This window comes from Methylobacterium hispanicum, from assembly GCF_022179285.1.
Lineage (GTDB): Bacteria > Pseudomonadota > Alphaproteobacteria > Rhizobiales > Beijerinckiaceae > Methylobacterium > Methylobacterium hispanicum.
Genome location: NZ_BPQO01000013.1, coordinates 102,515 through 124,822, shown reverse-complemented (window position 1 = coordinate 124,822; position 22,308 = coordinate 102,515). Strand labels below are relative to the sequence as shown.

Below are 22,308 nucleotides of genomic sequence, written 5' to 3'. Positions count from 1 at the left end.
GGGCCCACGTCGGACGAGCGCCGCCCCGCGTAGAACGCTTGACGGCAGATTGTCGGCGACGCAGTAAATATCTTCTCCATAAAAACGGTTCGGGAGGATATTTCGCGTGTTCGAGTCGAGAAGCCTGCATCGACGACGCTTCCTCGCCGGCACGGCCGCGGGGGCCATCGGCGCCGCGTCGTCCGTGTCCTGCGTGTCCGCCGCGCGCGCGCAGGCGCCCGCCGGGGATGCGGTCAAGCCCGAGGCCAAGCTCGAGGCCAAGCCGCTGCCCGGCTACGTCGCCTGGAAGGACCCGAACGCCTTCATCGTCCACTCCAACCAGACCGTGGAGACCAAGCGCGGGCTCGTCGGCAGCGGCGTCGTCACGCCGATCAACCGGCTCTTCATCCGCAACAACGTCAACCCGCCCCCGGACAGCATCGTCGCCGACCGGGACGCGTGGCGGGTCGAGATCGCGGGCGTGGCCGGCCCGAGGACGCTGACGCTGGCCGAGCTGAAGCGCATGGGCCTCGCGAGCGTCGCGACCGTGCTGCAATGCTCCGGCAACGGCCGGAAATACATGCAGGACGCGCTGCAGCCGGGCCAGAAGATCTCGGGCACGCCCTGGACGGTGGGGGCGGCCGGCTGCGTGATCTGGAGCGGCGTGCCGCTCAAGGCCGTGGTCGAGGCGCTCGGCGGCCCGGTGGCCGGGGCGAAGTTCGTCACCGGGACGGGCGGCGAGGAGCTGCCCGCGGGGCTCAAGCCGAAGGACGTGATCGTCGAGCGCTCGGTGCCGATCGCGACCCTCGACACGGTGCTGCTGGCCTGGGAGATGAACGGCGAGCCCATCCCGCTGGCGCATGGCGGGCCGTTGCGGATGATCGTGCCGGGCTACTCGGGCGTGAACAACATCAAGTACGTCAAGACGGTGGCGCTGACCGAGGCGGAGACGGACGCCAAGATCCAGGCGGCGAGCTACCGCATGCACGGCGTCGGCGAGAAGGCCGGGCCGGCCCAGCCCTCGATCTGGGAGCAGCCGGTACGCTCGTGGATCACCGCCCCCCTGGAGGGCGGCGCCGCCGGCCGCGTGCTGGTCACGGGCGTCGCCTTCGGCGGCACGAACGCGGTGGCGCGCGTCGAGGTGTCGGCCGACGGCGGGCGGACCTGGACCGATGCGCCCTTCGTCGGGCCCGACCTCGGGCGCTACGCCTGGCGGCTGTTCGCGCTCCCGCTCGACCTCCCGGCCGGGACGCACGTCCTGGTGAGCCGGGCGACCGACGCGGCGGGCACCGTCCAGCCCGAGGATACGGCCCCGAACGGCGGCGGCTACAGCTACAACGGCTGGCGCGGGCCGGCGGTCACGCTCAGGACCGCCTGAGCCGTCCCCGTCCTCCCCCGGCCCGCGTCACGGCGATGCGGGCCGCCCGACCCACGGCCTCGCGAAAGCCCCCGATGCACGCTCCCTGCCTCGTCCCGAGCCTTGTCCTGAGCCTTGTCCTGTCCCTTGCCGCCGCCCCGGCCTTCGCGGATCCGGCGCGCCTCGAACTCGGCAGGCGCGTGTTCACCGAGCTGGCCGAGCCGCGCTGCGGGGTCTGCCACACCCTGGCGGATGCCGGCACGACGGGGGAGGTCGGACCCGTCCTCGATACGTTGAAGCCGTCTGCCGACCGGGTGGCGACGGCGGTCGCGAACGGGATCGGGGTGATGCCGGCCTTCGAGGACCTGACCCCCGAGCAGATCGAGGCCGTCGCGCACTACGTGGCGAGCGTGACCGGCGCCAAGTGAGCGATCCGGCCTCCCGCGCGGCAGCGACGCGGCAGCGCCCGGGCCTGCAAGATCGCCGTCGGGCCGGCCCACCGGTTCCGACCCGCGCGCCCGCCCGGCGCGTGGTCACCGTCGATCGGGCTTGATGAACTTGCACTTCCCCTCGAGAGACCAGGGACCCTCGACCGCGAACGCCGCGCAGAAGTCGTCGACCGCGCGGGTGACGCCGGGGAAGCGGCCGCCGAGGCGATCGTAGTCGTCGGCGACGAGCAGGCCGCCGGGCCGCAGCACCGGCCACCAGGCCCGCAGGTCGGCGGCGACGGAGGCCTCCTCGTGGCCGGCATCGAGATGGATCACGTCGGCCGCGACGCCGCGCAGGCGCATCAGCGCGGCCGCATTGACCGAGTCGAGCGGCAGCGGCACCACGCGCTCCGCCAGCCCCTCGCGCAGGACGTTGGCGAGGAAGGTGCGGTACAGGCTCGGGAAGCCGTGCTCGGTCGCGAGCTCGGCGAACAGCTCCTCGTCCGCCCAGTGATCGACGGCACCGAGCCAGGTATCGACCGCGATCACGGTGCCGGGGATGTCGCGCGCCGCCATGGCGCGGGCCATGGAGAGCGCGCTCGCCCCCTTCCAGGTGCCGACCTCGACGACCACGCGGGGGCGGAACCGCTCCACCGCCTCCTCGAGATAGGGGTGTTGGCTGCGCCAGCCCTGCAGGTCGAGGGGACGCAGCGCCTGCGGCGGGTCGGCGAAGGGGTCGCGGCCGTGCCAGAGCGCGGCGATGAGGTCGTGTCGGGTCATGTCCGGCTCGGGCTGCGTGAGGATGCGCGCCGGAGGGGCCGGCGCGGTCGGGAGCGCGTCAGGCCTCGCGGGCCCGAACGTAGAGGGCCTCGCACCGGTCGAGCCAGCGGTCGCGGGTGAACAGGCGCAGGACCCGGCGGCGCGGGACCGCGCGCGGGATCGCCAGCGCTTCGACGGCGGCGCGGGCGAGGGCCGCCTCGTCCCCGGGGGGAACGAGACGGCCGGCCTCGCCGACGACCTCCTCGGCCGCCCCCCTGGCGAACCCAGCCACCGGCAGGCCGCAGGCCATCGCCTCGACCGCCACGAGCCCGAAGGGCTCGTCCCAGCACGGGGTGAACAGGAAGACGGAGGCGCGGCCGATCTCGCGGGCCAGCGCCGCGCCGCCGAGATGTCCGCCGTAGCGGATCGCGCCGCCGAGCCGCGGGGCGATCTCCTGCGTCCAGTAATCCGGCTCCTCGACCGGGCCGAACAGGGTCAGCGGCAGGCCCGCCCGCCGGGCTGCCGCGACGGCCAGATGCGTGCCTTTGACGGGCGCGATGCGCCCGCACCACACGGCGCTGCCGTCGCCCTGCTCCTGGAAGGGCCAGGCGGCGGGATCGATCCCGTTGTGCAGGACCGACACCTCCGGCGGCGCGCCGGACGGCCACCACGCCCGCGCGTGCGCCCGCGACGTCGCGGTGATCCGATGGCCGGGGGCGAGGCTGTCGTGCACGAACCAGCGCAGGGCGTCGTAGGGCGGCACGTGCAGCGACGTCACCGTCGGCACGGCGGCCGTGCGGGGGCGCTCCAGCGGCAGCCGGCTCAGGCTGTTGTTGTGCAGCACGTCGAAGCCGCCGGCGGCGATCCGGTCGCAGGCGGCACCGTAGCCGGCATCGACATGCGCCTTCAGGCCCGGGTCGCCCCGGTGCTCCATCCCCGGAAAGCCGTGCTCGTGGTGCACCGGGATCACCGGGTCGATCGCGAAGCGCCGGTCGCTGTCGCCGGCGGCGAACAGCACGACCGCATGGCCGCGCGCCGTCAGCCCCTCGGCGAGGGTCCAGGTATAGGCCTCCAGGCCGCCGGCGAAGGGCGGCGCGATCGGGTGGCGCAGATGGGCGAGGAGCGCGATCCTCATGCCGTCCTCATGCCGTCTCCGGCACGGTCGGCGGCTCTGCCGCGTCCCGCTCGCGCGCCTCCAGATGCCGGATGACGGAGGCCGCGTTGGTGTAGGGCTGGTGGGCCTGCTGCCCGGTGAGCGCGAGATCCGCCGCATCGGGGCGGCGCAGGATGCGGATCGGCCTGTCGGGCGTATCGTCGATCAGGCCCATCGCCTTGAAGGCGTAGAGCCAGTGGCCCATCGTGCGGTAGCCCCACTTGGCCTCGAACAATTCGGCGTTGCGCACCACGCTGTCGAGGTGGTGGATCGGCGGCATGTGGTGCGGGTGGTACTGGTGATAGGCCAGCGCGCCCTTCATCCAGGCGATGGGAATGCCGCGCCGATCGAGGATCTTGCCGAAATCGGTGTCCTCGCCGCCATAGCCGGTATAGCGCTCGTCGAAGCCGCCGACCGCCTCGAACGTCGCCCGCCGGATCGCGAAGTTGAGCGACCAGAAGCAGCGGTAATCGGTGCAGATCTCGAGCCCCGAGGCCGGCGGCCCGCGCCGGTCGGAATGCTTCTCCGCGACCCGCGCGAGGTCGGGATAGTCCCACGCCCCGAGGGTGGCGCGCTCGGGCAGGTGCAGCACCTCGCCCATCAGCAGGCCGTCGAGTTCGCCGAGCCCCCGCGCGTAATCCGCCACGAAGCCGGGCGTCGGGATGCAGTCGACGTCGAGGAAGGCGATCATCGCGCCGGAGGCCGCCGCCACGCCGGCATTGCGCGCGGCGGCGAGGGGAAGTTCGGCGCTCCTCACCGGGATCTGCCGCACGGGAAAGCCGACCTCCGGCAGGTCGTAGGGCGCGTCCTGCATCACCGCGACGATGAACTCGGCGGGCTTCTGCGTCTGGCGCTCCAGCCCGCGCAGGACGTTGCGCAGATGGGCGGATCGCCCCTTGGCCAGGGTGACGACGGAAACGCTGGACATGCGGCGCACGGGCTCCGGCAATCGGGGGGACGAGATTGGCCGGTCAGCCGGCCGCGACGGCGCGCGGCGGGGCCGGCGCCTCGGCGGCCGGCCAGCCCTGCCAGAGCGCGTCGGTCAGCCCTTCGAGCCAGCCGGCCGCGCGCACGGCCGCGTCCGGCGCGTAGAGGCCGCGCAGGACGCTCCCGTCGAGGCCGCGGGCGCGGTCGAGGAGGTCGCGCCAGCCCTGGAGGTCGCCGGGCCATCGCGGCGCCTCGACCGCGGCGCCGAGGCGGACCAGCGCCTCGGCCTTGCGCGTCTGCTCGCCGAAGTAGCGCCATTCCGGCATGACGACGAGGCGCCCGCCGACCCGGGCGACCTCGTGCACGGTGTTGTCGCCGGCCGACGCCACCACGATGTCGGCGGCCGCGAGGTAATCGGTCACCGAGGGCACCCAGCCGAGCTCGCGCAGGTTGGCGAAATCGGTCTCGTGACCCTCGCGATGGGTCGGGCCCAGCGTCAGCCAGAGCGCGTCGGGCACGGCGCGGGCGGCGACCGTCAGCGGCGCGTAGGGCGTGCCGCTGCCCCCGCCCCCGGTGACGGCGACGACGATCTCGCGCTCCGGGTCGAGGCCGAGCCGGGCCCGGGCCTCGGCGCGGTCGGGCACCCGGTCGAGGCTGGTGCACAGGCCGCCGCTGTAGAACGTCTTCCGGCGCAGATGCGCCGGGTAATCGTCCTGCTCCAGCCGCTCGTCGAAGGGCGCCAGCATCCCCACGCAGGCCTCGTAGGCGCCGACATGGCCGATGTCGTTGCGGTCGCCGTGCATCCGGATCTGCACCGCCGGCACGCTGGCGATGCGCGCGAGCAGCGCGATCTCGGCCGAGACGTCGACCACGAACAGGCCCACCTCGCGCTCGTCCAGGTGGTCGAGGATCCGCCGCATCGTCCGGCGCATCTCGGAGAGCCCCAGCGGGACGCAGTGCATCACCGGCGGGGTCGGCTCGGCGTGGAGGCGGCGGGTCGGCACCACGGCGCCGATCATGTCCGGCAGCGCCACGATCTCGACGTCGCGGGAGAAGCCGTCGAACAGGTGCGGCCCCGCGGTCAGCACCGAGACCGGGCGGTCGCGGGCGAATTCGGCGGCCACCGCCATCGTGCGGTTGGCGTGGCCGCGGCCCTGGTGATGGACGAAGAACGCGATGGGCTTCTTCATGGTCTCGCTGTCGTCAGGAGAAGAGGGCGTCGGGCCGGAGCGCGGCCGCGACCTCGTCCGGGCGCGGTGGGCGAAGGAGGCGGATCGCGGGGGCGGCGGCGTCCCAGTCGATCAGCCCGGCGGCGCGGAACTGGTCGAGCCAGTAGGTCATGCACCAGCGGCCGTGGCGCGCCCGGAAGCGCTCCGCGTTGGCGAGGATCGCGTCGAAATGCTGGAGCGGGGGCACGTGGACCGGGTGATGCTGGTGGTAGGCCCGCGCCCCGGCGACCCAGAAGGTCGGGAGCCCGGTCCCCGCCAGGCGGGCGGCGAGATCCGTCTCCTCGCCGCCGTACCCGACATAGGCCTCGTCCATGCCGCCGACCGACCGCCACGCCCGCGCCGGCAGGGCGAAGGACAGGCCCCAGAGCTGCCCCGCATCGGGCTCGGGCCGCAGGCCGGATTCCGGGATCGGCGGCCGGGCCGGGTGAGCGCGGCCGAGCCGGTCGAGCGCGGCCGGGCCCGGCGCCGCGCCGCCCGCGGTCGCCTCGGGCGGCAGGTAGACCACCTCGCCCAGGAACAGGCCGGTCCCCGCCGCGGCGGCCGCCGCGTAGGCCGCCACCAGGGTCGGACCCGGTATGCAATCGACGTCGAGGAAGACGAAGACCTCGCCGGCGGCCGCCGCGGCCGCCCGGTTGCGCGCGGCGGCGAGCGGCATCGGCTCGCCCGGCACGTGGAGATGGCGCACCGGGCAGCCGGGATCGGGCAGGTCGGGCGCCCGGTCCGGCTGCATCCAGGCGATCACCAGCTCGCCCGGGGGCACGCTCTGCCGGGCGAGGCCGCGCATCAGGTTGCGCAGCCGGTCGTCCCGGCCGCGGACCAGGGTGAGCACGCTCGTCGCGTCGCCGGAGGGCGCCCGAGGACGGGTCACGCCGCCGCCCGGTCGTGCCGCCTACGGGGCATAGGCCACGGCCCGGCGAAAGTGCAGGACGCCCTCGATGATGCCGCGGGCATGCGACGCGCGGGCGACGTAGGAGTGCTTGAGCGCCGCGTTGGCGGCGAGCCCGTCGGAGTAGTTGGCGACGATGATCGCCTGGGCGCGAGCGCGCAGCATCTCGACGTCGTTGCCGGAATCGCCCGCCACGTACACGGCCCGCTCGGGCAGGCCGTAGAGGGCGCGCACGTGATCGACCGCCGTCCCCTTCGAGGCCGTGGCCGGCAGCACGTCGAGGTAGCGGCCGTGGCTGTGGATCACGTTCGCCGCGAGGCCGGCCTGCGCGAGGCGCTCGCGTACCCCGCGGGCGGTCGCCGCGTCGCCGAAGAAGCTGAGCTTGTGCGCGCGCTGCTCCAGGGGGCCCTGCGGCACGAGCCCGTCGAGACGGCGCAGCGCCGCGCCGACGGCCGCCCGGTCCCAGGCGCCCGCGACCGTCCCGCGCCACGCGGCGTCCGCCGTGTAGGTCACGCCGTTGGCGTCGAGATGGTAGATCTCCGAACCGACCGAGGTGATCATCACCTGCGGGCGCGGGCTCGCCTGCTGCTCCAGCACCGCCATGGCGCTGTGGAAGGAGCGGCCGGTGGCGACGCCGAAGGCCAGCCCGGTCTGGCGGCTGCGCCAGCGCCGGAAGGTCGCGAGCGCGGATTCGCAACCCACCAGCGTGTTGTCGATGTCGCAGATCAGCAATTGGCGCGGTTCCCGCAGGGGCGGGTTGCGGGCGAGCAGCGCGCCGAGAAGGTCGTGGTAGCGCGCGGCGTGCCGGTCCCAATCGTAGGCGGCGGCCGCGCGCGCGCCGCCCGCGACGCAGGCGGCGCGGAAGGCGGGTTCGCTCAGGATGCGCAGGCAGGCGGCCGCGATCGAGGCGGGCGCGCGCGGATCGACCAGCAATCCGTTGCCGCAGGTCTCGACGATGTCGTTGGGCCCGCCGCTGTCGGTGGCGACCAGCGGCAGCCCGGCGGCGGAGGCCTCCAGCAGGGTCAGGCCGAAGGGCTCGTTCAGCGCCGGGTTGACGAACAGGCCGCCGCGCTCCCGCGCGTAGGCGTAGATCGCCGGCACGTCCTCCGGGCGGTGCGTCTTCGGGTAGGCCACCCGCCCGTAGAGGTCGTAGCGGTCGATCAGGACGAGCAGGTCGCGCAGGGTCGCGCCCATGTCGCCGTCGAGCCGGTCGATGTCCTCGCGGGTGCCGGCGACGATCACGAGGTTGGCGCGCGCCTGCAGTTCGGGGCTCTCGCCGTAGGCCCGCACCAGGGCCGCGAGGTTCTTGCGCGCCACCGGACGGGCGAGCGCCAGCAGCGGGGGCTTGCCCGGATCGTGCAGGAACCGGTCGATCATCGCGTCGACCCGCGGGTGGGGACGGCCTTGGGCGAAGCGGGCGAGGTCGCTGCCCGGCGGAAGCACGCGGGCGCGGCCGGGATCGTAGGATCCGTAGCCGGCATACTGCACCTCCGCCTCGTCGCGCGACGAGGCGATCACCAGGCTCGCCCGCGCCAGCGCCGCCTCCTCGGTCGCGATCCGGCGCGCGAGTTCCGGCGCGCGCGCGGCCGCGCCGCCGAGCAGGGCCGCCTTCACCCGACCGAGGGAATGGGCCGTGAACACGAAGGGGATGCCGAGCCGCGCCTCGACGAGCGCGGCGACCGCGGCGGCGTCCGCGTAATGCGCGTGGACGACGTCCGGCGCGCGCGCCTGACGGCCGATCCAGGCGATGAGGTTCTCGGCGAAGCTCGCGACCTCGCCGTGCATCTCCTCCTTCGACCGGTAGCCCGGCGACGCGCTCGCGAGCCGCACCAGCTCGACCTTGTCGGAGACGCGCTCTTCGGGCACGGCGTAGTCGGGACCGGGCGGCCCCTGGAACCGGCGCGTCGCCATCACGATCCGCGCGACCCGGGCATCCTGCGCGGACGCCCCGACCAAGTCGAGCAGGTACCGGATGTGACCCCCGGTATCCGAGGTGAGGCCGTAGGCGACGTCGCGGCCGCGCAGGCAGCCTTGAAGCGCGATGTGCAGGACGAACATCAAGCGCGCGCCGGATTTTTCGCACGCATCCGAAAAACTAACCTAGGTAAAGAGAAGATCGTGATTCGTGTCGCCCAGGTCGCGCCCAACATTTTTCCCGTGCCCCCAGAGCATCATGGCGGCACGGAGCGGGTCATTCACGACCTCAGCTCGGCACTACGAAGCTTGGGTGTTGACGTAACGCTGTTCGCGCCCTCGGACAGTGCGACAGACTTGCCGCGGGTCGGCGATCACCTGAGCCTCGCGGCTCTGGAACGACGCCACGGGCGCGTCGCACCCGGGGTCCCGGCCGCGCTCGACGCCCTGCAGCTGGAGGCGCTGCGCCTGCGGCGCGACGATTTCGACATCGTGCACTGCCACGGCGAGTTCGCCCACGCCGCCCTGCTCGGCCCGCGGCGCCGCCGCAGCCTGACCACGGTGCACTGGCGCGTGGACGAACTCGACCGGGCCCTGTTCTTCGCGGGCTTTCCCGACCTCCCGGTCGCGGCGATCTCGGCCGCGCAGGAGGCCGGCATCCCGGCCTCGAACCGGGCGGGCATCGTGCATCACGGCATCGCCCGGGACCGTTACGCCCTGCGCGCCGAGCCGGGCGCGCACGTCGCCTTCGTCGGCCGGATGACCGACCAGAAGCGGCCGGACACCGCGATCCGCGTCGCCCGCGCCGCCGGCCTGCCGATCCGCCTCGGCGGCACGATCGACGTCGGCAACCCGGACTATTTCGAGCGGCGGGTGCGCCCCCTGCTCGGGCCCGGCGCGGACTATCTGGGGCCCGTGGACGACGCGGCGAAGGGCGATCTCGTGGGGGGCGCCCGGGCGCTGCTGTTTCCGATCGACTGGCCCGAACCCTTCGGCCTGGTGATGATCGAGGCGATGGCCTGCGGCACGCCGGTGGTCGCCTGGAACCGCGGCTCGGTCCCCGAGATCGTCGAGGACGGGGTGACGGGCTTCGTCGTCGCCTCCGAGGCCGAGGCCGTCGCGGCGCTCGCCCGGATCGACCGGCTCGACCGTCGGCTGGTGCGGCGCCGCTTCGAGGCGCGCTTCACCGCCGAGCGCATGGCGCGCGACTACCTCGCGATCTACCGGCGCCTGCTCGCCGCCTGATGCGCACCGCACTCCTGGCCTGGGACTACCCGCCGGCGCCGAGCGGGCTGTCGAGCGCGGCCCGCGAGATCGCCGAGAGCCTCGCGGAATCCGGCGCCGACGTGACCGTCTTCACCCTCGACCGCGGCGGGCGGGAGCGCGTCGGCGGCGTGACCGTCGAAGGCCTCGCCCTGCCGCCCGGCGGCGGGCTGGCGCGCCTGCGCGGCTGGGGCTCGATTGGGCATCTGGCCGCCCCGCTCGCCTTCCGGCGGGCGGTGCTGGCCGCCCACGCGCGGGCGCCCTTCGCGGTGATCGAGGCGACGAACTGGTACGCGCCCGCGGCGCTGCTCGCGGGCCGCCGCGGCCTGCCCCTGGTGACGCGCAGCTCGACCCCGGCCGCCCTCACCCGCGGGGCCGTGTGCGGCCCGCGCGACCGCCTCGACGGGCTCACGGCCGACGCGCTGGAGCGTCGGCAGGCGCGGGGCAGCGCCGGGCTCATCGCCAACACGGCCGCGCACGGGGCGGCGATCGCGCGGGCCTATCGGCTCTCCGGGCGGCAGCCCTCCGCGGTGATCGGCCTCAGCCTGCCGCCGGAGATCCTGCGCGGCGCCCGCGCCGCCGCCTATCCGGAAACCGACGCCCCGGTGCGCCTGCTCTTCGTCGGGCGGGCGGAGGCGCGCAAGGGCTTCGACGTCCTGCTCGACGCGGTCGCGATCCTGGCCGAGGAACAGGCGCGGGGTGATCTGCCGCCCTTCCGCCTCGACCTCGTCGGGGTGCCGCCGGGGGATCTACCTCCGGACCTGCCCGCATCGGCGCGCCGGCGCATCCGCGCCCGCGGCCGGATCGACGCGGCGGCGCTGGCGCGGGCCTACGCGGACGCCCACGCGGTGCTCAGCCCCTCGCGCTACGAGAGCTTCGGTCTGGTCTACCAGGAGGCCATGGCCTACGGCCGCCCGGTGGTGGCCTGCGCCGAGGATGCGAGCGCGCGCGCCTTCGTCGGCGCGCCGGGGGCCGGGCCGCTCGCGCGGACCGCGACCGGCCCGGCGCTTGCCGAGGCCCTGCGCCCGCTTCTCGTCGATCCGGGCCTGCGTCGCGCCTACCGCGCCCGCGCCCTCGCGGCGGCCGGGCGCTTCGACCGGGGGAGCCTCGGGCGCGAGACGCTGGCGCTCTACGGGGCCGCGATCGAGGCCGCGCGCGATCGCTGACCGGCTTGGCCGGACCGCCGGGGCTCCGCCCCGGACCCGGCGGGATCGCGACCCCCGGAACCCGGATTCAGTCGCGGTAGGGCCGAAGCAGCGCCGCCGCCTCCTCCGGGCGCCCGCGGCCGGGGTCGAGGGTTTCGTAGCGGTGCGAGCGCGCCTCGACATGGGCACGGCGCAGGCGATGCTCGATCGCTCCGTGCAGCGCGATGAAGCTCTCGGGCCAGCCGCCCGCGAGGCGGGGCCGCTCGTGCACCCGGCCGGCATAGGCGACGTCCGCGCGGTTCAGCCGGTACTGCACGTCGGGAAACATGTCGGACAGGACGCCGTCGACGCGGTTGCGGCGCGCCAGGCCGACCGAGCGCACGGCGCCGGCCTCCGCCATGGCCGCAAGCGCGGGCAGCAGGCGACCGGCGGCGGGGTCGAGCGCCTCGTCGGCGTCGAGCTGCAGCATCCAGGGACGGCGGGCGAGCGCCTGGAGCGCGTTGCGCTGCGCGGCGAAATCGCCGGCGAGCGGCCGGGCGGCCACGCGCACCGCCCCCTCCGGAAACCCGGGCACCGCCGCCGACCGGGGGGGCGCCGCCTCCGCATCGAGCAGGATCGCGACGTCGGCGGTCCAGCCGCCGTGCGCCGGCAGGGCGGCCAGCACCGCGTCCCGCTCGGCCGGGCGGCAGAGCAGGCCGAGGGAGACGGCGCAGGTGTCCGCCGCGTCGAGGTCGTACAGGTCGGCCTGCGCGGCGCGCTCCGCGTGGGGATGCATCAGCGCCGCGCGATCCTGCGCGTCGATGGGCCGGATCCCGCGCCCGAACCGGGTCGCGGCGATGCGCAGGGTGTAGAGGTCGAGCCCGTACGGCGCTTGCCGGTCGGACACGAAACGCCGTGCGGCGAGCGCCCCGGCCAGATGCGCGCGGCAGTCGGACGCGTTCGCCCCCGGTTCGAGCAGAACGCCGCAGGACGCGCACGCGAGCGGGAACGGGCGCCGACGTCCGCCCGGAAAGATCAGGTGCCGCCCGCTCGGCGCGAGCATGTCGGCCGCGCAGACGAAGCAGCGGCGAAGAATCGTCACGTCGAAGAGCCCTCTCGCGGCGCGGCTCTGGTCGCGTCGGACCGGCGCCTTACCTTGGCGGTTGCTCGAGCGATACCCGCAAACCCCCGACGCAAACCCCCGACGCAAGTGCCCGCCGACATCGATCGCTTCCGAGCCGGTCCGGCGTGTTGTGCCGCCACCGCATCCCTGGCCATCGTCGGCAACGCGCCGGAGACCGGCGCGGCGGAGGCGATCGACGCGGCGGCGTGCGTCGTGCGCTTCAACAACGCTGCGGGCTTCGGCGGTCGCACCGGCTCCCGGGTCACGCATCTCGCCCTGGTCAACCGCGGCGGCCAGATGCGGGAATGGCTGCAGGACCGGTCTTTCCTGGACCGCCCGGTGGTCCGCGCGGCGCAGGCCTTCATCCTGCCCTTCCCGATGCTGCCGGCCGCGCAGAACGGTCCCGAGCCGATCTGCTGGACTCGGGAGGCCCTGGCGCTGCTGCGCCCCTCGGGCCGCCCGATCCACATCCTGCCGGAGGCGCTCCATGACCGGGCCCGGCATCTGCTCGGCCCCCGCACCCGGGGGCGCCCGAACCCGAGCACCGGCTTCCTCGTGACGCTGGCGCTGATGCTCGGCCGCGCCGCCGACGCGGACCCGGCCCGAGCCTACGGCTTCGGGTTCGACGGTTGGCCCGGCCACCCATGGGCGGCCGAGCGCGCGTGGTTCGCCGAGGCGCACGCCGCCGGGCGCCTGCATCTGCACCCCCTCGAAGGATGAGCCGCGCCCCATGTCCACACTGATCACGGTGCTGAAGGGCGGCGGCCGCTACGACGCGTGCTGGGTCGAGCGGCTGGCCCGGGGCGTGCGGTGCCACGCCCCGGCCTTCACGCGGATCCTCTGCCTCACCGACGGGCCGCTCGCCCTCGACGGGGTCGAGCGCGTGCCCCTGCGCCACGATTGGCCGGGCTGGTGGGCGAAGATGGAAGCGTTCCGCCCCGGCCTCTCGGAGGGCACGACGCTGCTGTGCGACCTCGACACCGTCTTCACCGGCCCGGCCGACGCCCTCTCCCGGCCCGGCCTCGCGGCGATGGAGGACTACTTCCACGAGGGCCGCCTCTCCAGCGCCCTGCTGCGCTGGGACGGCGATGAACTCGCCGGGCTCTATGAGCGCTTCGCGGCCGAGCCCGAGCGCTGGATGACCGCCGGCTCCTGCGGCCCGGTGCCCAACGCCGTGCACGGCGATCAGGTGGTGATCGATCACCTCCTCCGCCGAGAGGGCGTGCGCCCGCGCTTCTTCCAGGAGATCGCGCCGGGTCTGCTCGACTTCTACGATCCCCGGCGCGACGCCCACGGACCGGTCGTGATCTTCATCGGCGAGGCCAAGCCCGACACCGCCCGCGGTTCGGTCCACGCGGCCTGGGCCGGCGCCTGAACGGCGCGGCCCGTCCGCATCGCGCCCGGCCTCCGACGGTGCGGCGCCAAGCGCCGGTCCGACCGGGCTGGCGGACCGGCTCGACCGCGGCCGGAACGGTGGGTCGGCCATTGCGGTCGAGGGAAGCGGGCTGGCTCCCGACAGCCCTCCCCGGCGAGGCCCGTTAGCACCGGGTCGACGGAGACGGCGTGCGCCATGGTCGAGCATCGGCGCGACCTGAACTGTCATGCAGGCGATCGGGCCGTGTCACATGACTTTGCAGGGACCCCCGAGAGCGCTCTCCGACGAAGTGGACGCCGGTTCGGCACAAGAGAGCGCGTTCATACGAGAGGCTAGAGCCGTTCCCGATTGCAACGCGATCGGGAACGGCTCTAGCCCGAAAGAAAAATTGCCAATCGAGGGTCGTTTCGTAGCTTTCCAAAGAGCAGACGAACGGGGCGACGGTCCGTCGGCGCCTGATCGGTGGTCGGGGCGTGCCAGCCTGCCGGCTTCGATTGCCTGACGGATAGAATCACCCTCGCCAGAGACGGAGCCGCCCATCGCACTTCTCCCTTGCGTCCCGGAGCGCGTTCGTCTCCGGCCTCAAGGCATTTTTGTACAAGTGCTCCGGAGTGAGGATCGAACGAGATGCGATGATAGTGGGTCCTATAAAAGTCGATTACACATTGTCGTATGACGCCCTCTCGTCGATCGCCATCGGACAGGGCACCTATATCGGGCGAGATTTCAGGGTATCCACGTACAAGAGCGAGATATCCATAGGGAAATTCTGTCAGATCGCGTCCGAGGTAAGCCTGGAGACGAATACGCACGCGATCGAAGAGCGAAGCGGCCCTTACCGCGTTCGTATCCAGAAGCCGATCGTCATCCATGACGGTGTCTGGATCGGTTCGAGAGCCCTGATCCTTCCCGGCGTCACGATCGGTCGAAACGCCATCGTCGCCGGCGGGTCCGTCGTCACGAAGGACGTTCCGGACGATACGTTGGTCGGAGGATCCCCGGCCAGGATAATAAGGAGCCTGCAATCCGCCCGGGTGGATCCCTGCGAGCTTCGAACGCCGGCCCGGTTCTAGCGCGCGAACGACATGCCTCCCCGCCGCCGAGGCGCCGCCGTCCCGCGTCGGCCGGAGTCCGGGACCGGGCCTTCTGTCACAGCGCGAAAGCGGGCCCGGCCGACCATCTTCCGGCCATGCGATCAGCCCCCTTCACCATCGTCATCTCCGGCAAGCGGTACGAGTGCCGCGTGGCCGGCGACACCGAGTCCGAGGCCGCCGACACGGCCGAGCGCATCCTGCACCAGCTCCGACGGGACGACCGGGTCTGGCCCGCGCAGGTGAACATCGACTGCGCGGACTTCGAGGCGGGAAAGCGCCTCGCCGCGTACTTCGCCGCCATCACGGTCGAGCCCGACCTCGACTGATCCTGCCGCGATGCGGCCGGATGCCGCCGCGGCGCAATCGCCGGGGCGCCTTCACAGTGTCGCCGTGTTCCGGGCGCCTCATCGTCCGGTGGGCAAGCCATCGAAGCCGGGTTGGCCCTTGGCTCATCAGAGAGTGCGCGCGTTGATCAATGCCCTGGCCGCGGTCCTCACCGTCATCGCCGTGCTCCTCCTGCGAGCCGTGCTGAAGCTGGCGCTCCTCCCCTTCCGCGCCCTGCGCAGCCTGTGGCGGGGGCGAGCGGCACCGGCCTGACATCGCCCGGGCGTGACGCCCCGACGGCGTGGTCGTCGGTCATGGTGGGCCGACACGGCGCCCTCCCGCACCCGGGCGGGCGCGTCGCCGCAGCCGCGACGGGTCGCCCCGCTGGCCGTCCACTCCGGACAAGCGACCCTGCGAAGCGGGGGGCGGCCTCGCCATCAGGCGAAGTCGCCGAGCTTGTCGCCCGCGTCGCCGGCCTTCGTCAGCGCATCCGAGCGGCCACCCTTCGCGGGCGGTGTCGCCGGCCCGGGCGGCGGATCGCTTTCGGGTGCCCGGGGCGGCGCCGGCGGATCGCCGGCCGGCTCGGGCGTCTCGTCGGGCCTCGGGGTGTCGGATCCGTCCAGCATGGTGGTGCACCGTGGCGATAATCGGCGGGAACCAAGCCGTGCATCGCATCTTCGTTCCGGCAGATCGCGCGCCCGACCGGTTGGCGAGCGGTTGGCGAGCGGTTTCGAGCTGAACCGTAGGGGGGACGAATGCGGCGACCCATCCCCTTGCCGGTCGGCCCCGGCCAGGAAAGCGTGTGGGACTATCCGCGCCCGCCGCGCCTCGAACCGGTGCCCGAACGCCTCCGGGTGATCTTCGAGGGCGTGACCATCGCCGATACGGTGCGGGGCTGGCGCGTGCTCGAGACGAGCCACCCGCCGACCTACTACCTGCCGCCGGGCGACATCCTCCCCGGTGCGCTCGCATCAGCGGGCGGCGGCAGCGTCTGTGAATGGAAGGGGCGGGCGGCCTACTTCGATGTCGTCGGGCCGCAGCGGCGTGCCGAGCGGGTCGCGTGGGCCTATCCGAAGCCGACCGAGCGCTTCGCGGCGCTCGCCGACCACGTCGCCTTCTACGCCGGCCCGATGGATGCCTGCTTCGTCGGCGAGGAGCCCGTCATCCCGCAGCCGGGCGGCTTCTACGGCGGCTGGGTCACAGGGCGGATCGTCGGGCCATTCAAGGGCGAGCCCGGCACGATGGGGTGGTGAGGGACCGTCCCGACCGGCCGGGCTGGGAAGTCCCGGGCGCGCCTCGCGCGATGCGAGCGCGGTCCTCGGCGGCCGGCACGAGCGGCCGCATCAGCGCCGGCCGCGCTCATGCGTGGGCGGGGACGAACGATTGCCGACGGCGCGCGTTTAGGGCCATGCTTGCGCGACCTCCCATCCGATCACCCTACGCCACGGCTGCCGGGCCGGCCAATCGCGTCGAGGCAGCCGACGTCGCGGCCGGACTCAAGCTTGCGCGCGCGAAGGATCATCCCGCCGTGCGCGCGCTCGCACGAGCGAGCGAGGTCGGAAGCTGGCAATCCCTGCTGGCTCTCTCCGCCGGCACCCTGGCCTGGGGCATGGTGGCGCGCGATCGCCGGCTCGCCGAGGCGGGCCGGCACATGCTGCAGGCCGGCATCCTGGCCGGCATCGTGAAGACGAGCCTGAAGCGGGCGGTGCACCGGACCCGCCCGAACGTCCTCATGGACGAGGGAGTCTACGCGCGCGGGTTGCGGGGGACGGGCGTGGGACCGTGGCAGTCCTTTCCCTCGGGGCATTCCGCCCTGAGCGCGGCCGTCGCCCGTGCCGCCGCTCGCGCCTATCCGGACCTGAGGGGGCCCGCCTATCTCGCCGCGGCCGGCGTCGTCTCGGCTCAGGTCGTGCGCGGGGCGCACTTCCCCGCGGACGTGCTGACGGGTGCTCTGATCGGCGTTGCCGCGGAGGCGGCCGCCCACAGGCTCGCGCGCCGACGGCCCGGCGCCGGGACGTCCGGCCCCGCGTAGCCGGCCGGCGCGGGGGTCCGATCGAGCTTCACGACCCAGACCGACGCGCCCGCGACGCGCGGCCATCCTTCGGGCCTCGTCCGCTAGGCGCGGCCCGATCGCAGGCGTGCGACCGCGTCGGCCCCGAGTTCGAGGTAGAGGCGGATCGCGTCGTCGACCAGGGCGTCCGGCGTGACGCCCGCCGCCTTCGCGGCCCGGGTGACCTGGAGGCCGAGCGCGAGATCGACGCGCAGGACGGCACCCTGGGCCGGCGGAGCCGGTGCGGCGGCAGGGGCAGGGGCGGAGCTGTTCCGCGACTCGAGCTTGCCGAGCTTCGCTTCGCGACGGCCCCGGTGGACGAGCGCGTCGGCGCGCTCATTGAGCGGGTCGCCGGCATGACCCCGGACCCAGGTCCATTTCACGTCGCGCGCCGCGTTCAGCACGTCGAGGCGCTTCATCAGATCGACGTTCTTCACCTCGCCCGTCGTCGTGCGCCAGCCCCTCGCCTTCCAGCCGCGCATCCACTCGGTCACCGACTTGACGACGTACTGGCTGTCGCACCGCATCTCGATCGCGGCTCCGGCCGGGAAGTGCTCGAGGCCCCTGATCGCCGCCGTCAACTCCATGCGGTTGTTGGTCGTTGTGCCGGGCTCTCCGCCGAACAGCTCGACCGTGCCGTCCGGGGCCGCGATGACGACCCCCCAACCACCCGGCCCGGGGTTCGGGTCGCAACCGCCGTCGGCATAAACGATCGTTCGCATCGTGGCGTCGGCTCTTCCGTGTGGGATGGTCGATGGAGATCGCCATCGATGCCCGAAATTGACTGACAGATGGTATCCCCGCCCCGGGCCGCCACCGCCCGAGGGGCGAGCCGGGCACCGCATCGCCCACCCGCGCCCGGTCGCGCCCCTGGTCCGTGCCGCCCAGGACAGGCCTCACGGTTCCGTCGCGGGTCGATCCCGCCGCGAAGCCGTGTGGGGGCCGGATCTCCGCCCGCGCCGGGTGCGGGGCCGCCCCGTATGCCGCCTGCCGGGATGCGTGCATCCGCCACGCCCGCACGCGCGCGGATCGGTCCTTGATTTCGGCGCCGACGGACAGATTTCGCATCGGCGCCGGGGCCGATAGGTCGGGGCTCCTAGGGTAAGCATCGCAGGTCGCGCACCGTGCGGGGCGCGACTCACATCGAACGAGGGAAGCCATGAGCGAGATGGCGGCAGACAAGACCGATACCGCGACCTTCAGGATGGAGGGACGGTGTCCGTTCGGCGGCGACCGGATCGGCGGTGCGCTCGGCGACCGCCCGGCCCTGGAGAACTGGTACCCGCACCGCCTGAGGGTCGAGCTCCTTCACCAGAACGGCCTGGCGGCCGACCCGCTCGGACCGGACTTCGACTACGCGGCCGCGTTCGCGACGATCGACTTCGCGGCGCTGAAACGCGACATCAAGCAGTTCCTGACCTCGTCCGTCGCGTGGTGGCCGTCCGACTACGACAATTACGGCCCGCAGATGATCCGCATGGCCTGGCACGCGGCGGGCACCTACCGCATCGCGGACGGCCGCGGGGGCGCCGGCACCGGCATGCAGCGCTTCGCGCCGATCTCGAGCTGGTGGGACAACGGCAACACCGACAAGTCGCGCCGGCTCCTGCAGCCGATCAAGCACAAGTACGGCAACGCCCTGTCCTGGGCCGACCTCATGGTCCTGACCGGAAACTGCGCCCTGGAGATCATGGGCCTGCCGACCTACGGCTTCGCCGGCGGCCGGCTCGACGCCTGGGAGGCGGACAACGCCACCTACTGGGGCCCCGAGGTCGTGGACATGGGCGAGGTCTCGAGCTTCGACGACATGGTCAACCGCGACAAGCGCTGGCGGGGCCGGAACGGCGACGCCGACTACGACCTCGAGAACCCGCTCGCCGCCTCCCACCAGGCGCTGATCTACGTCAACCCGGAGGGCCCCTACGCCAGCGGCGACCCGCTGGCCTCGGCGCGCGACATCCGGATCACCTTCACCCGCATGGCGATGAACGACGAGGAGACGGTCGCGCTGATCGCGGGCGGCCACGCCTTCGGCAAGAGCCACGGCATGGTCCCGGCCAAGGAGATCGGGCCGCCGCCCGAGATGGCGCCGATGGAGGCGATGGGCCTCGGCTGGCACAACCCGAGGGGGACCGGCGCCGGGCGGGACACGATGACGAACGGCATCGAGGGCAGCTGGACGCCGGATCCGACCCGGTGGGACAACGCCTATCTGGAAAACCTCTTCCGGTTCGACTGGGAACAGACGCGGAGCCCCGCGGGGGCGCTGCAGTGGAAGCCGAAGGACGCGGGCGCCCCCAAGACGCCCGACGCGCACGTGCCCGGGCAGATGCACGACCTGATGATGATGACCTCCGACATCGCCCTCAAGGTCGATCCGGATTACCGCAGGGTCTGCGAGAAGTTCCTCGCCGACTTCGACGCCTTCACGCAGGCCTTCTCGAAGGCCTGGTACAAGCTCACCCACCGCGACATGGGGCCTAAGCACCGCTACCTCGGCCCGGAGGCGGTGATCGAGGACGGCCTGCTGTGGCAGGATCCGCTGCCCGAGCGCGACTACGAACTCGTCGGCGAGGCGGAGGTCGCGGCGCTGAAGCGGGCGATCGCCGCCACGGGGCTCACGGTCTCGGACCTCGCCTTCACGGCGTTCTCGGCGGCGGCGACCTACCGCGACAGCGACAAGCGCGGCGGCGCCAACGGCGGCCGCCTCGCCCTCGCGCCGCAGAAGGACTGGGCGGTCAACCGCCGCGCCGTGCCGGTCGTCGAGGCGTTGCGCGGCGTCATGACGGCGTTCAACGACGGGCGGGACGACGGGAAGCGGATCTCGCTGGCCGACCTCATCGTGCTCGGCGGCTGCAGCGCGGTCGAGACCGCCGCCCGGGATGCCGGCATCGACGTCGCGGTACCGTTCACCCCCGGCCGCGTCGACACCACGCAGGAGCTGACGGACATCGAGATGTTCCGGTGGCTCAAGCCCGTCGTGGACGGCTTCCGCAACTACGTGGACGACGAGTTCGCGCAGATCACGCGCCAGGTCTCCCCGGAGGAGCTGTTCCTCGACAAGGCCAACCTGATGACGCTGACCGCGCCGGAATGGGCCGTCCTGACCGGAGGTCTGCGCGCGCTCAACGTCAACCACGACGGGTCGAACCGGGGCGTCTTCACGGACCGGGTCGGGGTGCTGACGAACGACTTCTTCCGCAACCTGACCGACACGGACCTCGTCTGGGAGAAGGCCGACGCCGACGGGATGGCGTTCGTGCTGAAGGACCGCGCGAGCGGGGCGACGCGGTTCGAGGCGACGCGCAGCGATCTCGTCTTCGGGGCGAACGCCCAGCTCCGCTCGATCGCCGACGCCTACGCGGGAAGCGACGGCCACGGCCGCTTCGTGGCGGACTTCGTCAAGGTGTGGGACAAGGTGATGATGCTCGACCGCTTCGACGTGAAGGGCCACCGGCGCTACGGCGCCATGGCGGCCTGACCGCCGCCGGCGGGACGCTTCGCGTGATGGACCCGCCGCCCGACCGGGCGACGGGTTCGCCACGACCTATCCGTGGGACCTGCTCCGCGCCTCCGGCCGGCCTTGGCGATCAGGGCCGCGTCGCGCCGCGGCGGACCGGCGACGAGAGGGCAACGGGCCGGACGCGTGCCCGGAGTGACACATGCGCCCGGCCTCGCGGCCGTGCCGAGCCCTGATCGGGCGAAAGGCCCGGCACAACCTCGGAAACGTGCGGGCCGCGGACATCCCGCGCGGCCGACGAGGCCTATGTGGAGCCGGGCCGCTCCGGTGTGATGAGACGGGCGTACCGGTATCCGGCCTTTTTCCGGGCGCGGGCCTCGCCGGCCCCGCTCCGCCGTTCGTGCCGCCGCAGGCGCGGGATCTTCAGGGTCGAAGCCCCGCCGAGGCCCGCCGACAGAGGGCGCCGCTACGCCAGCAGGGCTTCCGCTGATGCGTCGATCGCACGCGCGTACCGCGAAGACTGGCTACAAAATACAACTTCGAGATAGTATTTACGCGGTCGGTCCTGGGGCGGGCGGCCCGTTTCCAAGGTTGCGCGCGCCGCCTTCGTGCCTTGGTCGATGGCATGCCAATCGTATCCAGATCTGCCTCCGCGCTCGTGGCCGGGATCGCGCACGAAGATCCTGCAGGCGCGCGCAACGTCTGCGCCGGGCCGGTCCCTGGTCGATAACGTTTGCGTCAATAATGCACCTATACCAGTGAATGCGTGAGATCGGGTGGAACCGGCTTGGGCGCAATCCGTTTGTGCACCGCTGCCGACCGGGCAGCGGAGCGGACGAGGGAGCGCTGCGAACCGTGACGGCGGACATCGATCGGCATCAGCCCCGACAGTCCATCGCCTGCGCCGACGCGGCCGCCCTCGCCACGCAGGGTGCCGCCTCCATCGACGCGCCCGGCTTCCAAGAGGGCGCCGGGCCCGGTGGTAAGAGCGGATGTCGAGCCGCACGTCCGATGAATGAATCCTATTCTACTGGTACGAATGCATCATTGAACGCACTGAACAGGCCCACATCTGCCTGAAGGTCCAGGGTCTTCTCACGCACGACGAGGTGCCCATGACCGACGACAAGACTTCAGCGTCCGCCGAGCAGCTCAAGGGCTCGGTGAAGGAGGCCATCGGCAAGCTCATCGGGGATGCCCGGGTCGAGGCCGAGGGCCGGCGTCAGAAGCGGGAGGCTCCGCCGCGCGGAGCGGGCGCGGTGCGCGGCCGCTGATGCGGCACCGTCGGGCGCCTTCCCGTCCAGCAAACGCGTCCTCACGCGACAGGAACACAGGAGAACGACATGATCGACACGAATCGCATCACGGGTGCCGCCAAGGAACTCGGCGGCAAGGTGCAGGGCGCGGCCGGCGACCTGACCGGCTCGAGGCAGGATTCGGTCGAGGGCCGCCTGCGCGAGGCGGGCGGCCGGGCCGAGAACCTCTACGGACAGGCCAAGGACGCCGTGCACGACGCGGCCGAGCACGTCGCCGACACCGTCCGCGACCTCGGCGGCAAGGTCCGCGACGCGGTCGGCAACCTCGCCGGCTCGGACGACGTCGCGGATCGCGCCCGCCGTGCCCAGGGCGCCGCGGAGGACCACTACGTCCGCGCCGAGCGGGCCGTGCGCCGGGTGGCCGACGAAGCCTACGACGAGGCCGAGGACGCCTACGAGCGCGGCGGCCACTACCTGCGCCGGGGCACCCGCGAGGTGAGCCATCAGGTCGCCGAGTACCCGCTGGCCTCCCTGCTGATCGCGGGCGCCGTCGGCTTCGGCCTCGGCCTGCTCGTCAACGCATCCCGCGACTGACCATCCCGCGACT

The 22,308-nt window shown here is 73.1% G+C and carries 23 protein-coding genes; 14 read left to right on the top strand and 9 right to left on the bottom strand.

What is annotated here, in order from left to right:
• Positions 1–106: 106 nt before the first annotated feature.
• Positions 107–1,357, top strand: coding sequence for a SorT family sulfite dehydrogenase catalytic subunit (gene sorT, locus MFF56_RS16180; protein ID WP_238230387.1), 1,251 nt, complete (start codon positions 107–109; stop codon positions 1,355–1,357).
• A 74-nt stretch (positions 1,358–1,431) separates the two neighbouring features.
• Positions 1,432–1,764, top strand: a complete 333-nt coding sequence (sorU, locus tag MFF56_RS16175) for a SorU family sulfite dehydrogenase c-type cytochrome subunit (protein WP_066921187.1) — start codon at positions 1,432–1,434, stop codon at positions 1,762–1,764.
• 105 nt (positions 1,765–1,869) lie between these two features.
• Here the strand turns inward: sorU and MFF56_RS16170 are convergent, their stop codons facing one another.
• From MFF56_RS16170 to MFF56_RS16145, 6 genes are all read right to left on the bottom strand, one after another.
• Complete coding sequence (locus tag MFF56_RS16170; RefSeq protein WP_066921190.1) at positions 1,870–2,544, bottom strand: class I SAM-dependent methyltransferase; 675 nt, start codon at positions 2,542–2,544, stop codon at positions 1,870–1,872.
• A gap of 58 nt (positions 2,545–2,602) precedes the next feature.
• Positions 2,603–3,658 (bottom strand): glycosyltransferase, encoded by a 1,056-nt coding sequence (locus tag MFF56_RS16165; RefSeq protein ID WP_238230385.1) that lies wholly within the window; start codon positions 3,656–3,658, stop codon positions 2,603–2,605.
• Between the two features lie 7 nt (positions 3,659–3,665).
• Entirely contained in the window at positions 3,666–4,604 is a 939-nt protein-coding gene (locus MFF56_RS16160) for a glycosyltransferase family 2 protein (protein WP_066919735.1), read from the bottom strand.
• Positions 4,605–4,647: 43 nt separating this feature from the next.
• Positions 4,648–5,793 carry a glycosyltransferase gene (locus MFF56_RS16155; protein ID WP_066919736.1) on the bottom strand — a complete coding sequence of 382 codons (1,146 nt, stop codon included), beginning with the start codon at positions 5,791–5,793 and terminating at the stop codon, positions 4,648–4,650.
• A gap of 13 nt (positions 5,794–5,806) precedes the next feature.
• A complete protein-coding gene (locus tag MFF56_RS16150; protein ID WP_238230399.1) occupies positions 5,807–6,616 on the bottom strand; it encodes a glycosyltransferase family 2 protein in 810 nt (269 codons plus the stop codon).
• A 105-nt stretch (positions 6,617–6,721) separates the two neighbouring features.
• On the bottom strand, positions 6,722–8,776 hold the full coding sequence (locus tag MFF56_RS16145; RefSeq protein WP_066919740.1) for an HAD-IIB family hydrolase: 2,055 nt from the start codon (positions 8,774–8,776) through the stop codon (positions 6,722–6,724).
• Positions 8,777–8,836: 60 nt separating this feature from the next.
• On the opposite strand from MFF56_RS16145, the gene MFF56_RS16140 reads away from it, so the two are divergent.
• Positions 8,837–9,877 (top strand): glycosyltransferase family 4 protein, encoded by a 1,041-nt coding sequence (locus tag MFF56_RS16140; protein WP_066919742.1) that lies wholly within the window; start codon positions 8,837–8,839, stop codon positions 9,875–9,877.
• Entirely contained in the window at positions 9,877–11,061 is a 1,185-nt protein-coding gene (locus tag MFF56_RS16135; protein ID WP_066919744.1) for a glycosyltransferase family 4 protein, read from the top strand. The genes MFF56_RS16140 and MFF56_RS16135 overlap by 1 nt, the downstream gene beginning before the upstream one ends.
• A 67-nt stretch (positions 11,062–11,128) precedes the next feature.
• On the opposite strand, the gene MFF56_RS16130 is transcribed toward MFF56_RS16135, so the two are convergent.
• Positions 11,129–12,082, bottom strand: a complete 954-nt coding sequence (locus MFF56_RS16130; RefSeq protein ID WP_066919762.1) for a glycosyltransferase family protein — start codon at positions 12,080–12,082, stop codon at positions 11,129–11,131.
• A gap of 147 nt (positions 12,083–12,229) precedes the next feature.
• Here MFF56_RS16130 and MFF56_RS16125 point away from each other — a divergent pair, with 147 nt between their 5' ends.
• The 5 genes from MFF56_RS16125 (at position 12,230) to MFF56_RS32125 (ending at position 15,208) form a co-directional block, all read left to right on the top strand.
• Entirely contained in the window at positions 12,230–12,862 is a 633-nt protein-coding gene (locus MFF56_RS16125) for a glycosyltransferase family 29 protein (protein ID WP_066919745.1), read from the top strand.
• Between the two features lie 10 nt (positions 12,863–12,872).
• Positions 12,873–13,517: a hypothetical protein gene (locus MFF56_RS16120; protein ID WP_066919747.1), complete on the top strand. Its 645-nt coding sequence runs from the start codon at positions 12,873–12,875 to the stop codon at positions 13,515–13,517.
• Between the two features lie 632 nt (positions 13,518–14,149).
• Positions 14,150–14,590, top strand: coding sequence for an acyltransferase (locus MFF56_RS32305; protein WP_066919749.1), 441 nt, complete (start codon positions 14,150–14,152; stop codon positions 14,588–14,590).
• A gap of 116 nt (positions 14,591–14,706) precedes the next feature.
• Positions 14,707–14,937 carry a hypothetical protein gene (locus MFF56_RS16110; RefSeq protein WP_066919751.1) on the top strand — a complete coding sequence of 77 codons (231 nt, stop codon included), beginning with the start codon at positions 14,707–14,709 and terminating at the stop codon, positions 14,935–14,937.
• Between the two features lie 142 nt (positions 14,938–15,079).
• Positions 15,080–15,208 (top strand): hypothetical protein, encoded by a 129-nt coding sequence (locus MFF56_RS32125; RefSeq protein ID WP_280949059.1) that lies wholly within the window; start codon positions 15,080–15,082, stop codon positions 15,206–15,208.
• A 164-nt stretch (positions 15,209–15,372) separates the two neighbouring features.
• Here MFF56_RS32125 and MFF56_RS16105 read toward each other — a convergent pair whose 3' ends face one another.
• A complete protein-coding gene (locus MFF56_RS16105) occupies positions 15,373–15,561 on the bottom strand; it encodes a hypothetical protein (protein WP_066919753.1) in 189 nt (62 codons plus the stop codon).
• A 129-nt stretch (positions 15,562–15,690) separates the two neighbouring features.
• Here MFF56_RS16105 and MFF56_RS16100 point away from each other — a divergent pair, with 129 nt between their 5' ends.
• Positions 15,691–16,188 (top strand): DUF427 domain-containing protein, encoded by a 498-nt coding sequence (locus MFF56_RS16100; protein WP_066919754.1) that lies wholly within the window; start codon positions 15,691–15,693, stop codon positions 16,186–16,188.
• 275 nt (positions 16,189–16,463) lie between these two features.
• Positions 16,464–16,967 carry a phosphatase PAP2 family protein gene (locus tag MFF56_RS16095; RefSeq protein WP_238230383.1) on the top strand — a complete coding sequence of 168 codons (504 nt, stop codon included), beginning with the start codon at positions 16,464–16,466 and terminating at the stop codon, positions 16,965–16,967.
• A gap of 83 nt (positions 16,968–17,050) precedes the next feature.
• On the opposite strand, the gene rnhA is transcribed toward MFF56_RS16095, so the two are convergent.
• The gene (gene rnhA / locus MFF56_RS16090) at positions 17,051–17,707 is read right to left on the bottom strand and encodes a ribonuclease HI (RefSeq protein ID WP_066919758.1); all 657 of its coding nucleotides are present in this window, start codon (positions 17,705–17,707) and stop codon (positions 17,051–17,053) included.
• Between the two features lie 437 nt (positions 17,708–18,144).
• On the opposite strand from rnhA, the gene katG reads away from it, so the two are divergent.
• The 3 genes from katG to MFF56_RS16075 all read left to right on the top strand — a co-directional run bounded on the left by katG (position 18,145) and on the right by MFF56_RS16075 (position 22,295).
• On the top strand, positions 18,145–20,466 hold the full coding sequence (gene katG / locus MFF56_RS16085) for a catalase/peroxidase HPI (protein WP_066919760.1): 2,322 nt from the start codon (positions 18,145–18,147) through the stop codon (positions 20,464–20,466).
• A gap of 1,094 nt (positions 20,467–21,560) precedes the next feature.
• Positions 21,561–21,719, top strand: coding sequence for a CsbD family protein (locus MFF56_RS16080; RefSeq protein WP_082772905.1), 159 nt, complete (start codon positions 21,561–21,563; stop codon positions 21,717–21,719).
• 69 nt (positions 21,720–21,788) lie between these two features.
• Complete coding sequence (locus MFF56_RS16075; RefSeq protein WP_238230381.1) at positions 21,789–22,295, top strand: CsbD family protein; 507 nt, start codon at positions 21,789–21,791, stop codon at positions 22,293–22,295.
• The last annotated feature ends 13 nt before the right edge of the window (positions 22,296–22,308 follow it).

Coding starts and splice junctions, on each gene's coding strand:
- sorU (WP_066921187.1), top strand. CDS start 1,432: ATGCACGCTCCCTGCCTCGTCCCGAGCCTTGTCCTGAGCCTTGTCCTG.
- MFF56_RS16170 (WP_066921190.1), bottom strand. CDS start 2,544: ATGACCCGACACGACCTCATCGCCGCGCTCTGGCACGGCCGCGACCCC.
- MFF56_RS16165 (WP_238230385.1), bottom strand. CDS start 3,658: ATGAGGATCGCGCTCCTCGCCCATCTGCGCCACCCGATCGCGCCGCCC.
- MFF56_RS16160 (WP_066919735.1), bottom strand. CDS start 4,604: ATGTCCAGCGTTTCCGTCGTCACCCTGGCCAAGGGGCGATCCGCCCAT.
- MFF56_RS16155 (WP_066919736.1), bottom strand. CDS start 5,793: ATGAAGAAGCCCATCGCGTTCTTCGTCCATCACCAGGGCCGCGGCCAC.
- MFF56_RS16150 (WP_238230399.1), bottom strand. CDS start 6,616: ATGCGCGGCCTCGCCCGGCAGAGCGTGCCCCCGGGCGAGCTGGTGATC.
- MFF56_RS16145 (WP_066919740.1), bottom strand. CDS start 8,776: ATGTTCGTCCTGCACATCGCGCTTCAAGGCTGCCTGCGCGGCCGCGAC.
- MFF56_RS16135 (WP_066919744.1), top strand. CDS start 9,877: ATGCGCACCGCACTCCTGGCCTGGGACTACCCGCCGGCGCCGAGCGGG.
- MFF56_RS16130 (WP_066919762.1), bottom strand. CDS start 12,082: ATGCTCGCGCCGAGCGGGCGGCACCTGATCTTTCCGGGCGGACGTCGG.
- MFF56_RS16120 (WP_066919747.1), top strand. CDS start 12,873: ATGTCCACACTGATCACGGTGCTGAAGGGCGGCGGCCGCTACGACGCG.
- MFF56_RS32305 (WP_066919749.1), top strand. CDS start 14,150: ATGATAGTGGGTCCTATAAAAGTCGATTACACATTGTCGTATGACGCC.
- MFF56_RS16110 (WP_066919751.1), top strand. CDS start 14,707: ATGCGATCAGCCCCCTTCACCATCGTCATCTCCGGCAAGCGGTACGAG.
- MFF56_RS16105 (WP_066919753.1), bottom strand. CDS start 15,561: ATGCTGGACGGATCCGACACCCCGAGGCCCGACGAGACGCCCGAGCCG.
- MFF56_RS16100 (WP_066919754.1), top strand. CDS start 15,691: ATGCGGCGACCCATCCCCTTGCCGGTCGGCCCCGGCCAGGAAAGCGTG.
- rnhA (WP_066919758.1), bottom strand. CDS start 17,707: ATGCGAACGATCGTTTATGCCGACGGCGGTTGCGACCCGAACCCCGGG.
- katG (WP_066919760.1), top strand. CDS start 18,145: ATGAGCGAGATGGCGGCAGACAAGACCGATACCGCGACCTTCAGGATG.
- MFF56_RS16080 (WP_082772905.1), top strand. CDS start 21,561: ATGACCGACGACAAGACTTCAGCGTCCGCCGAGCAGCTCAAGGGCTCG.
- MFF56_RS16075 (WP_238230381.1), top strand. CDS start 21,789: ATGATCGACACGAATCGCATCACGGGTGCCGCCAAGGAACTCGGCGGC.